22 protein-coding genes, 1 other RNA gene and 1 pseudogene are annotated in these 18,946 nt (G+C 55.1%); 5 read left to right on the top strand and 19 right to left on the bottom strand.

The features are described from left to right. Nucleotides 1-640: 640 nt before the first annotated feature. From ARCT_RS0113015 to ARCT_RS28240, 3 genes are all read right to left on the bottom strand, one after another. Nucleotides 641-1,660 (bottom strand): IS110 family RNA-guided transposase, encoded by a 1,020-nt coding sequence (locus ARCT_RS0113015; protein ID WP_027239017.1) that lies wholly within the window; start codon nt 1,658-1,660, stop codon nt 641-643. A gap of 546 nt (nt 1,661-2,206) precedes the next feature. Continuing rightward, nucleotides 2,207-5,668, bottom strand: coding sequence for a hypothetical protein (locus ARCT_RS0113010; RefSeq protein ID WP_027240470.1), 3,462 nt, complete (start codon nt 5,666-5,668; stop codon nt 2,207-2,209). Next, complete coding sequence (locus ARCT_RS28240; RefSeq protein ID WP_161631319.1) at nt 5,658-5,909, bottom strand: hypothetical protein; 252 nt, start codon at nt 5,907-5,909, stop codon at nt 5,658-5,660. Before ARCT_RS28240 ends, ARCT_RS0113010 begins: the two co-directional genes overlap by 11 nt. A gap of 213 nt (nt 5,910-6,122) precedes the next feature. On the opposite strand from ARCT_RS28240, the gene ARCT_RS28960 reads away from it, so the two are divergent. From ARCT_RS28960 to ARCT_RS0112985, 5 genes and pseudogenes are all read left to right on the top strand, one after another. Next, complete coding sequence (locus ARCT_RS28960; protein ID WP_027240468.1) at nt 6,123-6,389, top strand: transposase; 267 nt, start codon at nt 6,123-6,125, stop codon at nt 6,387-6,389. A 20-nt stretch (nt 6,390-6,409) separates the two neighbouring features. After that, nucleotides 6,410-7,039 (top strand): annotated as a pseudogene (locus tag ARCT_RS28955) (DDE-type integrase/transposase/recombinase); the annotation flags it as partial. After that, complete coding sequence (locus tag ARCT_RS28950; protein WP_379574966.1) at nt 6,970-7,212, top strand: integrase core domain-containing protein; 243 nt, start codon at nt 6,970-6,972, stop codon at nt 7,210-7,212. The pseudogene ARCT_RS28955 and the gene ARCT_RS28950, both read left to right, overlap by 70 nt. A gap of 56 nt (nt 7,213-7,268) precedes the next feature. Continuing rightward, nucleotides 7,269-7,880 carry a HEAT repeat domain-containing protein gene (locus ARCT_RS0112990; RefSeq protein WP_027240467.1) on the top strand — a complete coding sequence of 204 codons (612 nt, stop codon included), beginning with the start codon at nt 7,269-7,271 and terminating at the stop codon, nt 7,878-7,880. Nucleotides 7,881-8,087: 207 nt separating this feature from the next. Continuing rightward, the gene (locus ARCT_RS0112985) at nt 8,088-9,470 is read left to right on the top strand and encodes a HEPN domain-containing protein (RefSeq protein WP_154665351.1); all 1,383 of its coding nucleotides are present in this window, start codon (nt 8,088-8,090) and stop codon (nt 9,468-9,470) included. 90 nt (nt 9,471-9,560) lie between these two features. Here ARCT_RS0112985 and ARCT_RS0112980 read toward each other — a convergent pair whose 3' ends face one another. The 16 genes from ARCT_RS0112980 to ARCT_RS0112905 all read right to left on the bottom strand — a co-directional run bounded on the left by ARCT_RS0112980 (nt 9,561) and on the right by ARCT_RS0112905 (nt 18,831). Further along, nucleotides 9,561-9,980, bottom strand: a complete 420-nt coding sequence (locus ARCT_RS0112980; RefSeq protein ID WP_027240465.1) for a helix-turn-helix domain-containing protein — start codon at nt 9,978-9,980, stop codon at nt 9,561-9,563. 345 nt (nt 9,981-10,325) lie between these two features. Continuing rightward, the gene (locus ARCT_RS0112975) at nt 10,326-10,721 is read right to left on the bottom strand and encodes a helix-turn-helix domain-containing protein (RefSeq protein WP_027240464.1); all 396 of its coding nucleotides are present in this window, start codon (nt 10,719-10,721) and stop codon (nt 10,326-10,328) included. Beyond that, complete coding sequence (locus tag ARCT_RS0112970; protein ID WP_027240463.1) at nt 10,718-11,170, bottom strand: gp16 family protein; 453 nt, start codon at nt 11,168-11,170, stop codon at nt 10,718-10,720. Before ARCT_RS0112970 ends, ARCT_RS0112975 begins: the two co-directional genes overlap by 4 nt. Beyond that, on the bottom strand, nt 11,167-11,424 hold the full coding sequence (locus ARCT_RS0112965; protein ID WP_027240434.1) for a hypothetical protein: 258 nt from the start codon (nt 11,422-11,424) through the stop codon (nt 11,167-11,169). The genes ARCT_RS0112970 and ARCT_RS0112965 overlap by 4 nt, the downstream gene beginning before the upstream one ends. Before the next feature lie 12 nt (nt 11,425-11,436). Next, entirely contained in the window at nt 11,437-12,114 is a 678-nt protein-coding gene (locus tag ARCT_RS0112960; protein WP_036784851.1) for a DUF3164 family protein, read from the bottom strand. A 37-nt stretch (nt 12,115-12,151) separates the two neighbouring features. Next, complete coding sequence (locus ARCT_RS27995) at nt 12,152-12,313, bottom strand: hypothetical protein (RefSeq protein ID WP_154665349.1); 162 nt, start codon at nt 12,311-12,313, stop codon at nt 12,152-12,154. A 19-nt stretch (nt 12,314-12,332) separates the two neighbouring features. Next, nucleotides 12,333-12,405: hammerhead ribozyme type II (locus ARCT_RS27555), an RNA gene on the bottom strand. A 3-nt stretch (nt 12,406-12,408) separates the two neighbouring features. Continuing rightward, nucleotides 12,409-12,696 carry an HU family DNA-binding protein gene (locus ARCT_RS0112950; RefSeq protein ID WP_051360720.1) on the bottom strand — a complete coding sequence of 96 codons (288 nt, stop codon included), beginning with the start codon at nt 12,694-12,696 and terminating at the stop codon, nt 12,409-12,411. A 139-nt stretch (nt 12,697-12,835) separates the two neighbouring features. Continuing rightward, on the bottom strand, nt 12,836-13,213 hold the full coding sequence (locus ARCT_RS0112940) for a hypothetical protein (RefSeq protein ID WP_027240431.1): 378 nt from the start codon (nt 13,211-13,213) through the stop codon (nt 12,836-12,838). Beyond that, entirely contained in the window at nt 13,210-14,010 is an 801-nt protein-coding gene (locus ARCT_RS0112935) for a hypothetical protein (protein ID WP_027240430.1), read from the bottom strand. The genes ARCT_RS0112940 and ARCT_RS0112935 overlap by 4 nt, the downstream gene beginning before the upstream one ends. After that, entirely contained in the window at nt 14,010-14,753 is a 744-nt protein-coding gene (locus ARCT_RS0112930) for an AAA family ATPase (RefSeq protein ID WP_027240429.1), read from the bottom strand. Before ARCT_RS0112930 ends, ARCT_RS0112935 begins: the two co-directional genes overlap by 1 nt. 72 nt (nt 14,754-14,825) lie before the next feature. After that, complete coding sequence (locus ARCT_RS26025; protein ID WP_036784862.1) at nt 14,826-16,979, bottom strand: transposase domain-containing protein; 2,154 nt, start codon at nt 16,977-16,979, stop codon at nt 14,826-14,828. After that, on the bottom strand, nt 16,976-17,869 hold the full coding sequence (locus ARCT_RS26020) for a ParB/RepB/Spo0J family partition protein (RefSeq protein ID WP_051360733.1): 894 nt from the start codon (nt 17,867-17,869) through the stop codon (nt 16,976-16,978). The genes ARCT_RS26025 and ARCT_RS26020 overlap by 4 nt, the downstream gene beginning before the upstream one ends. Nucleotides 17,870-17,991: 122 nt before the next feature. Then, nucleotides 17,992-18,294: a hypothetical protein gene (locus ARCT_RS0112915; RefSeq protein WP_027240462.1), complete on the bottom strand. Its 303-nt coding sequence runs from the start codon at nt 18,292-18,294 to the stop codon at nt 17,992-17,994. Beyond that, entirely contained in the window at nt 18,291-18,578 is a 288-nt protein-coding gene (locus ARCT_RS0112910) for a hypothetical protein (protein ID WP_027240461.1), read from the bottom strand. Before ARCT_RS0112910 ends, ARCT_RS0112915 begins: the two co-directional genes overlap by 4 nt. Nucleotide 18,579: 1 nt before the next feature. Beyond that, the gene (locus tag ARCT_RS0112905; RefSeq protein WP_027240460.1) at nt 18,580-18,831 is read right to left on the bottom strand and encodes a helix-turn-helix transcriptional regulator; all 252 of its coding nucleotides are present in this window, start codon (nt 18,829-18,831) and stop codon (nt 18,580-18,582) included. Between the last annotated feature and the right edge of the window lie 115 nt (nt 18,832-18,946).

Here is an 18,946-nt window from a genome sequence, read left to right as displayed (position 1 = left end):
GACTGGCGCTGTCCGGTCCACCTCGTTAGCGTTGGTCCATCAGGAACGAGATCAGGGATCTGCGCGGTTTGACGGCAAGCTTATTCACCCGACACATTTGCACAGGAAGCCTCTTCCTTCAATCTATTGGCCATCGTGACGCTTACTCCTAAACAAAGCCTTTTGTCCGAAGGTCAAAAATTTCTTCTGTTTCAGTCGCCCTCCTCTCGTGACGATTTATTGGAAAGAACTTATCGATCTTACTGTCAAAGCAGGTACTGATTTGCAGAAAGAGAAGGGCTGCTAAGTCCCGCACTGCTGCCTATGGCCAACAAAAATGCTGCACAATGTGTTGAACGGCTGCTTCGGGGAAGCTGCAACGCAGCGCTTGGATCTCTGGCCAATGGCTTCTGTGGGTGGCTCCTGCATTGCAAGCGTTTTCTGTCGGTATTTGCGGTCATTTTCGTCAGTACTGTCGTCTGTCCGGCCTGTTTATGTTTTGGCATTGCCTCCACTGGCCCTAATGAATTCCGCGAGCGAGGTTCCAATCGGCTTATCGACCTCAGAGGGCCGCAGCCATTCCCGGAGTGTCCTTGCTCTTGGTTGACTTAAGTCCGCATCATTACTTCAACGTCTTGCATCTGGTAGGCAGTCGGCGCGGTTAGAACGCGGGCTGCCTGTATTCCTGTTTCTTTGTGAGCATCGCCCAGATGGAACGCGCTGCCTTGTTCGCCATCGCGACGGTTGCCAGCCGGAACGGTTTCTCCGCGATGATCTTCGCCGTCCACAGATCGACTTTTTCAGGTGAGCGCTTCGCCATTACGGCGCGAGACGTCATGCCCACGACCAGAAGCTTGCGAATGTAGCGGTCGCCAGCCTTTGTGATCTTGCCCAATCGCTCCTTGCCGCCGCTGGATTTGTTGAGCGGGGTCAGCCCCAGCCAAGCCGCTAGATCGCGCCCGGTGCGGAATTGTTTTGCGTCCCCGATCGTAGCGACAATGGCCGATGCTGTTATTGGCCCAATTCCTGGCATGCGCATCAATCTGCGCGCATTAGCATTTAGCAGAGCATGTTGCTCGATCATCTTGGAATAGCCAGAGATGCGTTCGTTCAGGCCGATGAATTGGTAGCACTGTATCCCGAGCATCCCGTTCGCGATCTCAGGCATGTCCGGGTGATCACCGTCAAGGTGGCGCTTCGCAAAGGCCGTTACCGCTTCGATCCCGATAGGCAAGATATGCCCGAACTCGCGCAACAGGCTGCGGATCATATTGGCCAGCTGGGTGCGCTGCCGGACTGCCAGATCCCGCGTGCGGTGGATCGATAGAATAGCCTGTTGATCCTCGGTCTTGATCTCGACAAAGCGCATCGTCGGGCGCCTGACGGCTTCGCAAATTGCCTCCGCGTCCACCGCATCTGTCTTTCCGCGTTTGACATAAGGCTTTACATAGTTCGCAGGCATCAACCTGACATCGTGACCAAGTTTGCGCAGTGTGCGCCCCCAATGGTGCGCTGATCCACAGGCCTCCATTCCGACCATACAAGGCGGCAGCGTCTCGAAGAACGCCAATAGCTTCGCACGCTTGATCGCCTTGTTGAAGATCACGCGACCATTCTCGGAAATACCGTGAACTTGAAAAACATCCTTGGCCAAATCTAGGCCGACTGTCTTAACTGTCATTGGGTGGCTCCTTTCCTAGCAGTTGATGATAATTGCACTTTGGCACATTCGATGCCGGTGGAGCAGGAGCCACCCACCTCATCCGGTGTGGGCCGTCACGGCTTCAAGGTGACCCGCTGACCACGACTTTGCAAACTTCGCTTTCTGCGCATAGCTGCCGTTAACGCCGACCCAAGGCGGGCCGCCTGGTCAGTGATCAACTCTAGAAGTGCCGGAAGGTCGGCTCTCAGCTCAAAGCGCACTCATCCCAGGTAAGCAGCCGGGCATCCAGTACATGCAGATAAGGGCGGAAACCGGAAATTCGCTGCAGCTGCGAAGGTTCCGTGCCAGACAGGAAAAAGCGGCCATTCATCGCCCCTTTGATCACTGCGTCGGTGCTGCACTATCGGCAAGTGGCAGCTATGCGCAGGTTGCGGGCTTTGCAAAGTGCGGATTTCTTCCCGAAAAGTCGAACTCCGCTATGCACCCTAAGGGCGGATTGACCTGTTTTCGTTACTTAGGATGCACGGAAACGATTTTCGATGGAATTTCCAATGAGGACTTGAGTTAGTCTTCGCTCGCCAATGGCATATCTTTTACCTGAGCCCATCTAACGCGGTAACTCTCAACGTTGGCCAGTTCAACTTCTCTCTGGAAGGTTGCATGCATTGTCCCTGACCACGGGTTTTCAGGATCGGACTCAAAGTGCAATGCCACCGAGGACCCGCCTCCAAAGTCGTGGAAGCGCAGTTTACTGAAGAGCTGTGAAGGAATTAGGTATGCTACCCCTTCTTCAGTCTGCGCCCTGTAAACTGGTATGTCGTTCATCGTACACTCATAGGAGTCAAGTTGTCCTTCTTCGGTGGTGATGACTAAGTCTGACGGACGTGTCGTGCCACCGTGAGATTCTGGCCATACCCAGTCGAACCACCAATCGGGATTGAAAGTATTGCCAATCACCAGGAGTGGATCGAGACCAGCGTCGCGAAGTTTGGCGCTGCCTTCGCGGACCACTTGCCAGAAATCGTCTGGCGTCTGGCTCTGGATGTCTAAAAATTTTGTTTTGCCTATGATGTCCGACCAAATCACCACGGCTACTTGGTTCGACATTGTTTGTCGCCACCAGTCCTCCTCGTTGAGTACGGGCGCCCCCATCGGAGGGTCAGTGAATTCCCCCTTACTTACTCCACTAAGACTCATGGTGAACTCGCTCAGGGTTTGATCCGTCTCTGTAATTTCGTCGAAGAGTTGGCGCGGAAATCCGGCCTTCGAAAAAGCCTCGGAAGCCGCCGCAGCCGTCACGGTTGCCATACGCGTGTTGTCGATTGGCGCATCTACAACGGCGGCTGCACGGTATCCTTTTAGTTCGTCGAGAGATTGTTCAACCAGCCGCCGCGAATGATCCCGCCGCGCATCAAACGAAAGTGCATCGCCCGGCCGTACCAAATTTGTGAGCAGTTCCTCATGTTCGTCAGCACTGATTTCGTCGAATGCGGCAATCAACCTAGTGAGAAATTCCTCACGACGACGAAGTATATCATCAACGGAATGAGTGAGAAAATGACGGAAGTCGTTATTGATACCCTGCGGGCTTGAAGTCGTAACCATAAGCGCAATTGCTTGGGCTATTGGTAGTGACGAGAAAGAAAGGCCCCCACTCGAGCTGTAGATCCGCATCGACACTTTGACCTCTTCTTCAAGTCGGCCGAGCCCTTCAAGCAAATGGTCAAAACTCCCAACGTAGCTCTGATCGGAGAAATGTTCTCCAGAGCCGACAATTCTTAGCGCTGAAATTAAGAAATCAACTCCGGAAAAATCACGAGTTGCCCGGAGGCCTGTGTCTCCACGATCATGTGGCTTTCTGTGAAGGAGCATGTGTGCCGCTTTAGGCGCCGTTTCGCTGGCACCGTGGTAGATCGCCCAGTGAATGCAAACGCTCGCGAGGATGAACACGTGGTCCCGCCATACATTGTTCATAACTGCGCTGAAAATGCTTGAAGCGCTGGCGGCCTCTCCGCTCGGCTTGAGCATTAGTTTCTCGACCGCTTCCCAATCTAGCTGCAACACTTCAAGTGTCAGGGCTTCGGATCGTCTAATCGGAAAAGTACTGCGTGGATTCCATCCGCGTTCGGCTTGGGGCAACCAATGGAGCAGTAAATCACCTGTCCAGCTCGTTGCTAAGGTGTCGCCAAGCCAGACGGCGCGAGCCGTCATTTTTGTCGTAGCGCGCAGATGTTTGGCGATATTTTCAGATATGCAAGTGAAGTCTTGCCAAGTTCGATCTCCTCGATTGCGTCGGTCAGGCGCGCTGGCAATTGCTGTTAGAAGGCTCTCCCAACCCGCGACTTGCTCGCGCCAAGCACCGGCATAGACTTCACCTCGACGCGTTAGAGAAAATGCCCGGCCGTCATCAAGACCTGAATCTTTTTCAGCGCGATGTTCTCCAAGTGCCCATTCGGTCATGTCATAAGCGAGGCTCTCGGCCAACCCCAGGATAGGTGAGAGCGCTGCCGGTGTTACCTCGCTTGATACACGCTGGTATAGATTTGAGGGCGCATAAACCATCGATCGCATGAATTGAGGTTCATCCGGCAAACGTTTGATAATACGGCGGATCACGTCGCGGTAGGCTTTCGCCCAATCCTCACTTAATGCGTTGCTGAAAATGGACTGCCCAGACCCCAGCTGGGAATAATTAAAGCCTTCATCTTTGTTTTGCGCCAATCGATAGAGGAATGCGTGAAACTTGATCACTTCGCGAAGCTGGTCCCCGAACTCGTTAGCTTGATTGCTGTCGATGAGAGCGATCAGGTCAGCAATCATCTCCTCTAAGATCTTGCTGGTCGCACTAATCGCGCCGTTCTCGACTGGCGCCGTGCCGAACTTGAACGACTTCTTGATCGCAAAGCATTCAATGGGACTTAAAGAAGACGTCGCACGCGCTAGCACGCAATTTCCCTCATAGATCCAACCTGGTTGAAGGGGGGTAACGAAATCTCGGACTTGCTCCTCATCCAGCTCGGGTGCTTGTTCCAACCAAGAATTAACAACTGCCGTTAGAACCCCAAAGCGAACATCTATCAGCCTCTTTTTCCCATGAAGACGACGGCTTACGCGTGGCTCTCCACCGACCCAGAGCGCAGAATACCACACCCTTGAACGTGCGCCAGCTGCGAATGGGTCAACCTTGTCGCCACCAGGGAGATGTTTGTATTCAATGACATTGTCCCAACGGTTGGAAGTGACCGCAGCGATTAACTCACGTGGCCAGATCACGTTTGCAACGTAATTGCGCATGATGGGCGCTCTTCGTGCCGGATGTAGAAACGCAATTGTACGCAGTACGAAATAACCCAGAGCGAGCGCATTCACTGAAAACCACGCAATATTCAAAAGAGTCACTACCAAACTAACATTGACAAACTTCTCTCCAAACGGAAGCTGCACTGCAATTGCTATGCATAAAAGTAGCGAACTAGGACCCACAAACAAAGCACCCGAAGAATCGATGTAGATTGTAAGGCGTGAGGCGAAAGATGCGCGGCCCTGATTGAGCAAGCCTACGAAAGCGATTACCAGCGGAAAAACCACACCAATAAGCGCTGCCTGAACAGCAAATACACCCAAATTGAGGGTCCAATAGTCGCGGACGGTTACATTGTTGTTTGCGGCAGGATCAATGTCATCGACCCAACCTAAATGCGTCGCGATCAGGATACCGAGATACGGACAGGCTATGAGTGCTAAAGCGCGAAAAGGATTGCTGACTACCCATCTCATTGCACGAACTAGCGGAGGATATCTGTTCACACTGAACTCAGGATTTCTTCCCAGGTGCCGCGCGACGATGTCACTAACGATTTTTGCAAGACCAGGCTGAAAGAGGTCGCGAATGACAGCAAACAGCAGCAAGACTTGACGAACAGTGTTTTTGAAATTTCTACGCATTGTTTCCCTGATCAAAAGTACACCGTAAAGTGCCTCGCACATCTGCCATACTTGAGCCAAAATTTTTTCCTCAGTCAGCATTCAATTGCTTGAGCACGTGCATCTGAGCAACTATCGCAACGGTTGTTTCGGTGTCGCAAGCTGCCAACTTAACTGCATTAGCTTCGATCAAAAGTACGACAGTTACATCAGATGACTGTTTTGTAGCTCGGGCTGAGCATGGAATATCGAACAGAGAGTTTTTGCTTTTCGCCAAATTGCTTAGGCTGCCCTGGTGATATGCTGGATTTTTGATTGACTGCTTTGGGCTGCCTGCGGTCATCCCGTGGCCCGTGCAAGGATCTGCCGGGCCGGAATCGAGGTGCCGCATCGCCGCAAGGCGGCTCTGAGTCCAGACTCCCCGATGCTGCATCGTTCACGAATGTCTGCTCCTTCATTTCAATTGAAACTCGGCGCGCTTAAGGGGTAATCCCCCCTAAAAATAGTGGTGTTCAAAAGTAGAATTTTCTCGGCAAGATATCTGAGGAGATTTGCGATGAAGAACGGACGATACAGCGACGCACAGATCATGGCCGTGTTGAAGCAGGCAGAGGGTGGCGTGCCGGTCTCTGAGCTGTGCCGCGAGCACGGGATGAGCAGCGCGAGTTTTTACAAATGGCGGGCCAAGTTTGGCGGCATGGACGCGTCTTTGATTTCTGAGATGAAGGATATGGCGGAAGAGAACCGTCGTCTGAAGCGCATGTATGCCGAGATGAGCATGCAAAACGACCTGCTGAAGGAAGCGCTTGGAAAAAAGCGTTAAGGCCGTCTCATAGGCGAGAGATGGCCATGAATGCGGTTGCGCAATATGGGATCAGCATCGCTCTGGCCTGCCGGGCGTTCCAGATTAGCGAGACATGTTATCGTTACACCCCTGTTTTGAGCGATGAGAACGAAGAGATTGCGGACTGGCTGGAACGCCTGACCACCAACAAACGTAGCTGGGGCTTTGGCCTGTGCTTTTTGTATCTGCGCAATGTCCAGGGCTATGGATGGAACCACAAACGTGTCTACCGGATCTACTGCGAGCTTGCGCTGAACCTGCGGATCAAGCCCAAGAAACGGCTGAAGCGCGACAAGCCGGAACCGCTGGCAGTGCCTGACAGGCCCAATGAGACTTGGTCGATGGATTTCATGGCAGACCAGCTTGCGGATGGTCGTTCGATCAGAACACTGAACGTTCTGGACGACTTCAACCGCGAAGGTTTGTGCATCGAAGTGGACTTCTCGCTTCCTGCAGAGCGGGTCGTGCGTAGCTTGAACCAGATCATTGAATGGCGTGGTCAACCTCAGGTAATTCGCGTCGACAACGGGCCCGAATATGTCAGTGGAAAGCTGATGGAGTGGGCCGAGAAACGCAACGTTCGGCTCGAATACATCCAGCCCGGCAAGCCGCAGCAGAACGCTTACATCGAGCGCTACAACCGCACCGTTCGTGGCGAATGGCTGGGGGGCAATACATCTTTGAAACCATCGAGGAGGCACAGGACCAGGCAACCGAATGGCTCTGGACTTACAACAACGAGCGACCCAACATGGGCATCGGTGGGATGACCCCCGCTATGAAACTGAAAACAGCCGCATGAATTCTACGGCTGGACCCCATTAAAAATGGGGGGATTACCAAGGCATTATATGACACATGGAATTTCAACATGAAATCAAGCGCTTCAAAGACTGGGCAAGCCGCTCGTTGCACGAGACCGCAGAATGGGAGTTGCAGTATCCAGATTGGCCTCGCTTTGAGGTTTCATTTTTCGCGTTCTTGAATGAGACAGATAGCACCAATTGGGATCGGCAAACTTGGGATGATGTGCTTTACGCTGTTGCACGAGACAACGAGTGTGAAAACTTCATCGACAAAATTTCTGAAGATGTGCCTGTTCTGGTAAGCCTTGCACAAAAAGCTGTAAAATCGGACGAAACCCAAGCGAAATGGCAGATTGCGGAATATCTAGGATGCGTAGCTGAGCTTGAAGTTGCTGAACCTTTACTACTGTCTTTTGTCAAAGATTCCGATGAGTATGTTCGTCGGCGCGCGCTCAATGCCCTGTCTGTTATTGGTTCTCAAGAGACTGAAAAATTGGCAGTGTTGGCATGGGAATCCGGTCAATTATATCAAAGGATCGGGGCGCTACATGCGCTAAGCAACATAGGCTCAAGTCAACTTGTACATTTTCTGAAACTGGCTGAACAAGATGGCCGACACCACCTGATGACCAACGTTTCTAAGCTTCGTTCCTTAAAATGGTGAGTTTGTTGGATACTCTGTCCATTACGGACGTTGGCGCAACCGCAGCGAAATGGCGCTTTGTCCGCAGAGCGGGAATTCGTCCACCGTCGGATTTTGCACACGCGGCGAAAGTCTGGTTCGGTGAAGCTGCATCGCGGAGCGGCCTGGCCAGACGAATGTCTCTTATGGGCCGATGTCATCTCCTATATTTTCAGTTAGATAGGTCTGATGACATACTCATTGAATTCATGGTGCGCCCGCCTGGCGCCATCACTGGGCCATCTCGCCAAAGTTCAAGAACCATTTCTTGAAGCATATTGGAAGGCGAGTTCTTACCCGCCCCGCCTGTCATTCAACGGCAAAGATGAAACGCCCTTTCCAAAGGATGATTTGGCCCATCTCTATGATCTCGCGCGCTCTGCAACACGATCTATTGAGAAGAAATACTACAAGCCGCTTCGCGAAGCGCTTGACCCGGTAAGAGGTATCCTGAGGTCACACCCAACACTCGCCAGGGCGCTTGGGACGCGTATCGGAAATGACGAATTTCACGTCAAAATTTTGAACGGGACATCGCTCACCTGGCTGACACAGATCGTGGCCGGTCTACTGGAGCGCGCCCATGCCCATGGCGACGGCGGGTTTGAAAAAGCTGCGAACGAACTTGGATCGGTCCTTGACCTGAGTTCGACGACCTTAGAAATCGATGTTCCAAACGGGCTCGGTCTGGGCTACGATCTACTGCTCTTCCATGGTCCCGAAATTCGCAACGAATTTGAGATTCAGGAGGGTTTAATCGTCAAACCTGCTGCCGTCCTCTCTGATTATCTGGATCGCGAATGGATCCGGGATTTTGTGCCAGAAGAGATGGATCGACGTGATTGGCGGCAGATTGGCGCTGTGGTGCGGCCGTTCCACTGGCGACCGGTGTTTCGGAGGAAGACTGACTATCGGGAGGAGCGGCCCAGTTGGCCGCCAAGATTTGAGGATGACGCTCTCACGTTTCTGGAAATCCTGTCCATTGCGAACCAAACGCCGATCTTACCTTTCATGTTGATGCACGGGTGTGTGCATCGATCCGCACATAGCTTGTTGGGCTTGGCTCACAGTCAAGGTGGTTCCCAACCGATCCGTCAAGTCGGACGTCGGCACGACCCTTTTCGAGCCCCTCCACAGCTTCAGAACAGCTCGATCAATCTGGCCAAACAAGCCTATATCAAACGAAGAGACGAGGAATTTGAACGCCTTGCGCCAATCATTCATCGGCTCTCAGAAGCTCTGGCGCGTTTGGGGCGTTTTGGTGCCAACGATCAAATTCTGGACATTTCGCAATCGTTGGAATTGATGTTTAGGCCTAAAGGCGGTCGGATCAGCCAAAAACTCCAAGATGGGATGGCTGAATTGCTGGGTGTCGATGAAACACATAAGGACGACATACGAGCTGCAATCAAGCAGTTCTATGACGTTCGCTCGGCGATCGTGCATGGCGCAACCGACGCGAGGCGCAAACGCAATTTGGAAGACCGCCAAAGGGCATTTATCAGCGGCCTCAATCTGACCCAGCAGGCGCTCTTCAAGATGCTTCTGAGTGATGCCGGAGCCCGTGACTAATACAGAGAGGGCCAGGACGACCTGCAAACTTCTGACGCCCACCAACCGGGTGAGATTCAGGACTACAGAGAGACCTAAACCCCAAGCTCCTTACAAAAACCCAGCGTCTACCAGCTCGCGCTTGGCGCGCTCAACGGTGCGAATGCTGCAGCCGAGAGACTGAGCGATGATCCGTTGCGATTTGCCGCTGAGCAGGGCCACCCGAAACGCTGCCATTTTCACTGCCCGGCTTGATTGTGGCCCCATTGGGATGTTGATCCGGCCTGCGCCATAGGTTTTGTAGATCCAATCAGTGATTGGATCACCAAGTTGCTGGGCTGCAAGTGATTGCGCCTTCTTATGCGGGTGAGGGATGTAGGCCTCAATACCGCCAAAAAGGCTTGTCAGTTTCCAGACGGCCTCCGGACCAAGGTGGTCTTCCAGGTCTTCCAGCATTTCTGGTACGTTCATCCCGAGATCGATCATTTCGTCACAGGTGAGGAGGTTTGGTTTTGTTTGTGTATCTGTCATGTGACTGTGATGCCGACATCGGTCGGCCGATAACTCCCTGTCACGTGTCGGGAGGTCGCTCAAAACGCATCAGTTGGGAATTTGGGGAGATCTGCGTGGCTCAATTTGCGGGCCGCTGAGCGCAGTTTTCTCGTGAACGCTACTCCGGGTCGGAAATTTCCACAAGCGCGTCTGTACCCCGTTTAAGTGGTATTTAACGGCGATCCTCAGAACACTTGCTCCCTGCGATTTTCAGCTGGCGGGGGCAAAGAGGGTGGATTGGGCAAAATCCAGCCAGAAAAATGAACAATGAGGTTCCAGGTGGAGGGAGTTTTTGCGGTTTGCCACCAATTGGCCGATCCGGATTTATAGGAACAGATCGGATTGCCGCTGTTCCCTAGGGGAGCGCAGCTCGGCGGATACGCGTTCCACTGTCCGGACGTGGACGTCCACTTCGGCTGCAATACGCGAATGGCTCAGGCCCTGGTCCAGGAGCATGGCGATCCGCTGGCGGCGTCCGGTTTGTCCGCTGATGTTTCCGGCAGGCACCAGCATCTTGCCGCTGCCCAGCAGTTTGTAGAGCTTTTGTGCATTGGCTTGCCCGACGATTTTAGAAATGGAGCTGCCGGGGGCAGGGTTCTTGGCGATATAGACTTCGCGCCCGCCACGCTGCTTGGCAAGGCGCACAGCGAGCTCAACGCTGATGTTATCAGCGATCAGGGCCAGAACACCGGGGAGACATGGCTTAAACTCACCACTCATCTGCGATGATCCGACCAGTCAAAGTCGATATCGACGCGCTTGCCCCAGCTTTTGAGGGCCTGAATGACCTGGTCGATCTCGGCGTGGTCTCGCATCATGTCCACATCAGCGGGCACGTTGTGCCAGGTCTTTTCAAACCGGGCGCGGATGAACTTGTTCAGACCGGCGCGGCTTGCATCGCGCAGTTCACCAGCCTCGCCAAGCTTGCGCCAAAGAACATGAATCAGGCGCAGATCCGGACGAGAGGCTTTGGCGTGTTTCTTCGCACCGGCGCTGGCTTTGAAGCCGTCCTGTTTAAGGCGCTTTAAAACTGCGTTTAAATCGGCCTCTGTCATGTCCGTCATGGAAGCCTTACCGGTGACGACAAGCTGCAGCGCTTTGCGGGCGTCGCTGTCCAGGCCTAGCTCCTTACAGCCCACGTGGATCTTGCGTTGCAGGGCGCGGCTCATCCGGACACCTCGTTGATAAAGGGGACGGTTGGGTGGAAGGTCGCCGCATCCGCTGTCATGCGTTGATCTGCGGCGCTCATTTCCTCGCGGGCAATCCGCCCAAAGGCACCGCCCTCGAGCTTTGCCAGATTTGCTTCACCCTTGAGCACTGACAAGTTGCTGCCCAGCACTAGGGAGGCCCGCCGCATCTTGGTGGTGTAAGCGCTGAAGCTCTTCCGCATTGCCTCGCGGATCTCGTCTTCTGACATTGCCATGACGACCGCCTCCTATGCCTTTGAAAGATCAATGGTGATGGCTTCCCAGGCTGCGGTCTGGGAGGGGCGCTCATAAAACCGAACATAGGTTTTGGAGCCGACCACGCGCATGGCGTCGCGGATTGCCTGCATCGCCCGTTTCCAGCGCTCATCAGAGATGTCCAGGTTCAGCAGCATGAAGATTTCAGAGCGGTTGATCTGGCCTTCTTTGTCGGTGTTGAACGCTTTGGTGACGATGGCGCGCAGCTCTGGGCCGGAATCTGCTGCCCATTCGTTCAGGCACTCGTCAACCAGCTCTTTGGCGATCTGCAATTCGGGACCAAAGTCAAAGGCCTCAGCGATCTGCACCTGGACCTTGTACAACCCGTCATAGCTGAACAGGGTTTTGTTGCCTTTCTTGCCACCGATTTTGGCCTCGTATTGCTGGGCTAGTAGTGCCTCAAACGCGCCGATATCGTTGAAGGTATGGGCTTTGAACCGGGCAATCTGCTCGCTCAAGGCCTTCCCATGGCCAATCATCTTGCGGACGGTTTCGTCCTGGAGCGCGTCTTGCGCTTTGACCAGCTCAACGGGCACTAGAGACCCTTTGGCGTTGGTACGGTAATTCTTGCCGTCTACTACGACAATCCCATCGGGGATCTTGGCGGGCATGAATGCCGTTTCAGGAGTCGGATTCTGGGCGTTGGTCATGGGTGGTTTCTTTCAAAATTGGGGGAGGGAGGAAGCTTTAGAAAAGAGTGTCGATACCAGCGCCGACCAGGAAACCGACGCCGACAAGGGCAAGGATTGGGCCGATGTTTTTGCGCTCATAGGCGCAGGCCCGTGCCTCGGCAGCGGTCAGAACAGCGCCGACAACTAAGAGGACTGCCCCGAGAATGAATGGTGCCATGTCTGTGTCCTTTCCAGTGGATTGGCTGCTCATCAGACCAGGGCCGCCGCGCCCTGGTGACCACGTCCGGCTAGGCCGAACGGGTTTCGCTTGGGTCAGGAGTTCAGCTTGTCTTTCACGGCCTTGGCAGGCTTGAAGCCAAGAGACGAAGACGCCTCGATCTGGATGGAGACACCTGTTGCGGGGTTGCGCCCGGCCCGCGCTGCGCGTTCAGACCGCTTGAAAGTGCCAAAGCCATGCAAGCTGACCTCCTGGCTGGCCATTGCGGCATTGGTGATCTGACCAATGAGGGCTTCGATTGTTGCGCCAACGGCTTCCTGGGTCTGACCCAGCTCTTCTGCAATGCTTCGGATCAGGTCCTGTTTGGTGATCTTCTTTGACATGGGGTGTTTCCTTTAGTTGGTAGTTGGTAGTTGGTTGTGCGCTCAATGGCGCTGGGGTGTCAGGCTCCGGTGGGATCCAGCCGGTCGGCTAGTCTGCGGAGCCAGATGGCAAACTTGGTTTTGAGCGAAAGATCTGGTTTCATTCTTCATCACTCTTGTTGAACTTGGGGCAGGCCCGGCAGGCGCGGATCATCTTGACGCGGAAGGGACTGCCATGGGTCCAGGTCTCAGCGCGGCGGCGATATTGCAGGCAGACAGCACTCTCGATCCTGGTTTTTAGAGCGGGGCAGAGCACCGGGGCACTCATGAAGACCTCCCGCACCCGGCTTTCAATGCTGCGCATGTTCCCGCTGTAGCGGTTGCGGATGGCTTGACTGACCACGGCCGGGCTGAAGGCGATCTTCGCCGCAACAGCGTTCTGCGAAGACCGGTCGCATTCCTGCACCAGCACGGTGATCCAGTCGGGCAGAGTGTCGCCCCAGGCGTCCAGGGCAATGACTTCTCTATCGCTGCTCATTGAAGGCGACCTCCGGAGGCGTAGATGATCTTGTCCTTATTGCTGTCGATGACGACGGTCATGCGCTTTTGCTGAGGCGGCAAGGGGCCGGTGTTTCGGGTGAGAATAAGGGAAGTATCCGGGCCCATCTTGCGGCTTCGGGTGCGGGCACTTGCGCGCAGATATCCGGAGGTTCTCAAAATCCGGCAGTAGTTCAGGATGTCACCCTGGGTGATGTCAGGGCGGGCGGGGGAAAGAGCTGCAAAGAGATCAACGGGGCGGAACTTCTTTTGATGGCGAATGGCGGTCCAGATCGCGCCTTCATCCGATGCACGCTCGGCCTTGGCCTGGTCCCTGAGGTCTTCAGGCTGTTTTGCCGTGTAGAAGATCTTGCCCTGGCTGCGGCTCCATTCACGAATGATGCCATGTTTACGCAGCCGTCCCATAAACCGGGTGCGGATGGCTCCGACAGTGCAGACCCGAGCTATGTCCTCAAAAGTGAAGTAGGCGTGACCGTGGATATAGGCCCAAATGGCTTTTTCTTCTGTGCCATTGGGTTGGATCGGGGGAAGCTCAATGAGCGACTGAGGTGGTTGGCCATTGCCTCGAACAACCGAAAAATACTGGACTTTACCTTCACGCGCGCAGGGCTTTACCATTCCCTGGCGTTGCAGCTCCTTCAGGAAAACCCTACGCGCCCAGCTGCTTGTGTCGCAATGCTCAGCCACATCTGAGTAGGTGAAGCGGTCTTGGGCGCAGATATACTCCAGGATCTTCTGTTCCGATGGATCGCGAGGTGTGCGCGGCAAAAGGGGCATTACTTCAGCCCCCGGCGTGGAGACGGCGCATCCTTGCGGCGGAACTGTAGCCCGCCCCAATCCTCCAGCGACATTGCATCGACACCCTGTGCCAGGGCTTCGCTTTTCACCTGAGCAATATCAACCACCATGCGGCGCACATTGCCGGTGTTGCGGACCATAATCGCGTCCAATAGGTCCTCGCTGATCTCCACGCCTTCTGCGTAGACTGAGGCCAGAAGCTTGGCGTCGCGCAGAATGGCAGGCTCAGCAGCCGCCCAGGACATCACGCGACTATGGATCAGCTCGTACTTCTGGAGCTTCTGTGGAAACTCCTCCATGCCGATCATGACAATGGGGGTGTCAGAGCCGTCGTGCAGATCGCGGATCAGCTCAATGATGCCGCGCCGGAAGGCATAATCAGACTCGTCGACAATCAAGGTGCGCCCGTCGATGGCCAGCTCTTCGCAGGCCTGCGACACCATATCCGGGATAGTGCGCTTTGGTGGCACACCGAGCTCCATCAAGAGACGTTCCAGGAAGGTCTTCTTGGTCCAATCCCCCTGCATGGAGATGTGAATGACGTCAAAAGTGGTGGCGCAGTAAATCGCGCCGAAGGTCTTGCCATAGCCGGGATAGCCATAAAACACCCCAAGACCTGGCATTCCAAAGGTCCGGCCCTGCAACTCCTTCACCAAAGTGGCCATCGCCGCCACATTGGTCAGGGGTTGGACGCTGTTGCCGATTTCCATCTGCTGTGACATGCTCGCTCCTATTCCATCGGTTGCCGTCGCCACGGGGTCCAAGCCAGGCGACGGCTTCTTCTTTTTGATTATCTATCCGGCGTCGTTGCTGCCGAAGCTCTTGTGAAGCTCAATGCGAGCCTCAAATTCCGGGTGGGTCTGATACCCGTCCAGCCAGCTCGCCTCCCGCTCGCCCACCGGAGCGCCCGCGTTTTGCCGTTCCTGGATTTCCAGCGCCTGGTGGAAGCGCGCATCCGGATCTTTCGCCACTGCGAACTTCTCTGTTGGTGCTGCTTTGGGTTTGCGTCTCTGTTTGGCCGTGCTCATCTCAAAAATGAGGGCATCCTGTGCGGCCTCGGCTGCCGGGGAGTTGTGGTCCCGGAAGTTGGAGGCGGATACGCGATTGGCAAAGACTGGGGACACGACTTTGGCTTCTACCAAGGGCGTGACCTTGGTTTGGGCGCGGGTCTGCCTCAGATCCTCTGCGAGCTGTTCCGGAGAAACGGGTGCGTGCAGCTCTGCCAGTTTCTTCTCTGCCTTCACAATCGCGCGCTTCTTCTTAGCGGTCGCCCTGGCGTCTTCATGGCTAAAGAAGCCGATCTTTTGCTGACACTCAGCAAAGCCCATGTATTCGCCGGAGGGCGCGTAGATATGGACGCCGCTGTGCAGATCCTCAGGGTCAAAGCGGACAACTACATTCTTGTTCGCTTCCTGGCTCATCCAGGCACAGTGATAGATATTCTTGTGGAAGGTGAGGCTGCCGTTTTGTTTGTGCAGCTTCTTGGTGTCTTGTCCCATGAGCCAGAGATTGCGCTGTTCTTCTGTTGCCCTTGGGCGCGTGGTTTTGGCGTAGCTCTCGGCAAAGGTCTCATCAAAGGAACGGCCATTTGCAGTGTCAGACCGCCGCCCAAGGCGGGCGTTGTGCTCTTCAAAGCCCTCTTCCAGAACCTCAAGAAACTCTTCCAGCGGGATGGCACGACTGCCGTAGTTCTCCGGCTTGGCCTCGGGTCGGTTGCCAACGTAGGCACCGGCAAAGCGCGGATCCTTTGCCACGTCGCTGGCAATGTCACGAAAGCCTCGCTCAATTGGCTTTGCCTGCCCATGCGCTGGCGTCGCCCAATGCATCTTAATGCCCAGGAGTGGCAGCACGCCAACTGGATCGGTCTCACGGACTTTAAATCGAAAGCGCGTAGGGGCCCCGGCTGTCATCCACTTGTTGGCAAACTCATGGCCATTATCAAACAGGCAGCGTTTGGGAATGCCCCATTTGTCTACCATCTCACCAAAGGCTGCCATTACCATGACCTTGTTGGGGTCGTGATCCACCCGCCAGGACAGGAACTTGTTTGAGTAGAGGTCCTGGAACACCACGATCTGAGGGCGATTTACCGTGCCATCTGGCCACTTCACGAAGACATCGATCTTGTGACAGTCGGCGTTGACCGCTTCCAGGGCAGATAGAGAGGACCGGTCGCGGATCTGCGCCGGGAAGCAGCGCATGAGGCCATTCATACCCTGGCGCTTGAACACCTGCGTGGTGCGCGGCACCTCGGCGTCCACCCAGCGTTTGGCGGTCTTCAGGATCGGGTAGTCCCAGCCCTGTCGCTTTGCTTCCCGAGTGGCGGCGCGATAGCTTTGCGCGAAGGTCGGCTGTTCCAGCCGCAGAAAGGCGCTTTGCAGCCAGTCCATAAAGGGGAGGTACTGCGCACGGTCTTCTTTCTTGACCCGCTTCTTTGGCGCGCGAGGTGCCAGATAGGCCAGGCGGTCCGCATCTGCTACGCCTTCAACCATTGCCAACCAGTTGTAGACCGTGCGGGCACTGACATCCTTTTCCTTTGCGATCACTTCAACAGCCACGACATGGGTCGCACCGCTCAGGTGCAAGAGCTCTACTTTGTTGAGCGCATCCAGCCGTTCAGCAGCCGTGTCTTTTGCCTTCTGGCTGGTGCTCTCGTATTCCGCCCAGGCCCGACCGCGATCCAGGCTCTCTTCCGGGTGCTCAATTTTACGTTCTGCGTCCCGTTCAATCAGCTTTAAACGGGCGTTAAAGGGCAGCACGGACCAGTGATAAAACAGACCACCGCCGCGCCCGGGCTTACGCATGATCGCCCCTGGTGCACCGCGCCAGCCTTCGCGCATGGCGAAGATGTTCACGCCTCGCGCCGTTCCAGGCAGACCAGGAAAGCGCGCCTCGGCTATCTGCTCTGCAGACCACCATTCCTGATCAGGGGTGATATCCACGCTCATTGCCCCGCCTCACGCGTGCTGGTGAAGGGGACAACCTCGGCCGCCTTGTCTTCTTCAAAGGCAATCTCGTGGATCAGCTCGATCAGCTCATCGCAATGCAGTCTGACAAACTCTTTCCGGGCGGCCTTCTTGGCGCGGGAATAGGCGTCTTTGAGCTTTGAGACCTGCTGCCCCGTGGTGGATTGTACCTGCGCGCCTGCCGCCTTTTTGCGGTCCAGCACCTCTTTTGCTGATTTGGCTTCTCCGGTGCCCAGGGCCATGCAGATCGCGCTCCGGTCTTCTGGCTCGCCGCATTTGGCGATGTGTTCCAGGTCTTTGAACTGCACCTTCTTTGGGGCTTTGCGGAGGAGGGTGATTTCTTCTCTGGAGAGCTTCTCGCCCACGCTGATCAGGCGGAAGATTTGGCGTTCACCCTTGCCAAACACCTCTGCAGCGTTGGAGGCAAATGATTGTACTGACATTATGTCAGTACAATCGCCACGCCTTGCCTGGTTGGCTTTGAAAGCTCGCTTCGTCTCGGGGTTTTCGCGCTCATAGAGCTCCTTATGGGCAGCAAGAAATACCGCCATATCCAGTGCCGAAAGCGGGGCACCAGCCACATTGGCATCAACCTCAATACGGATGGCCTGGTCATTGGTACAATCGCTCACTTTGACCGGTACTTCTTCCAGGCCGACCTGCTTCGCGGCGGTCAGGCGGTGCAGCCCGTCCATCAGGCGATAGCCGGTTTTGACCCGGCGCACCAACAAGGGTTGCAGGATGCTGCCGACTTCCTGAATGGATGAAACGATACTGGCGACTGCCGTGTCGGAGGCGATGCGCAGGCGCTCTTCTATTTCAATATCTGCGACCGGCAGGGATTGAACATTCTGCCAATTTGGAGGGGTCATTGTGGATGCTCCAGTTAACTTGGGTTCAGTTGAAGAAGGCCCGCCGTTCTGTGCGGCGTGACCGGCAAATTCGGCGCGCTCTGGGGCCGGGAAACGACCCTCTATGATCTGCGCGCCGGGCATCAGGTTGCAGCCCGGTCTTGGGTTGAGACGAAGGCGTAGAAATTGGCGAGGGCGCCTGTGGACTGCAGGGTGGCCATCAGGTCGGCGACCTTCTCTTGTGCCGCGCTCATGGCTTCGACGGCGGCATCAGATTTTGCCGAAATTTCGCCTAGGTTGGGGGCGCCCCACAGGCGGGCACTGCACAGATCCATATGGACGTCTTGGACCTCCTGGCGGCGTTCCGCATACTCAGAGGTCGCACCCGCTAGTGCGGCGGCTATGGGGGCCAGGGACGTGCGCCGGGTTTTAAATTCTTCGGTCACTTCACAAACTCCAGAAACAAAAGAAGCAGGGGGAAGATGCAGACGCAAACACCGCCAATGAGATCGTCCCAAAACTCAGAAAAGTTTGCCCAGGGCAGGTGGATAATGTGGCCCCGGTTCAGCCAAAATAGGGCTGCGCCGGGGCCGGTCTTCGCCGTGAGCGGGCGTGGGGTGTCAAAAGCCCCCAGCGACGCATCCACGGCATCGCTGGGGTAGTGGCTCAACCGCATACAGGCCTCGGATGAAGCACGGTTGAGCGTGGGAGTGTCCAAGTTTCTCGCCATTTTAAGTTCCTTCAGCCAATCTGGCTCGAAACTCTTCGAGTTGTTCTAGGCGCTCAAATGCGGCGTGGATTTTTCGTAGCTTTTGTGCTGAGGGAAACATGAATTGCCCCGCAACCCAGTGGCCGTAGTAGGAGGGTTCTAGCCCAGCCTCTTTAGAGAAACCCCGCAAAGAAATTTCCAGATTCTGACGGCGCTTTTCGCAAGATGCGACCATGCGCTTGCGCTCGACTTCGTTTTTCTTTTGCTCTGTCATGGCGTTCCTAAACCGCATGTATTCGACTTATAGTGAGCATTATCGCGATTAAAAGCGCATTGTCAATTCGACTAATAAGTCGTACTGTCGCGCTTAATGCTGCTTGGTTTGAGAA

Source organism: Pseudophaeobacter arcticus DSM 23566 (genome assembly GCF_000473205.1).
Lineage (GTDB): Bacteria > Pseudomonadota > Alphaproteobacteria > Rhodobacterales > Rhodobacteraceae > Pseudophaeobacter > Pseudophaeobacter arcticus.
This window is presented reverse-complemented; position numbering and strand designations above follow the sequence as displayed.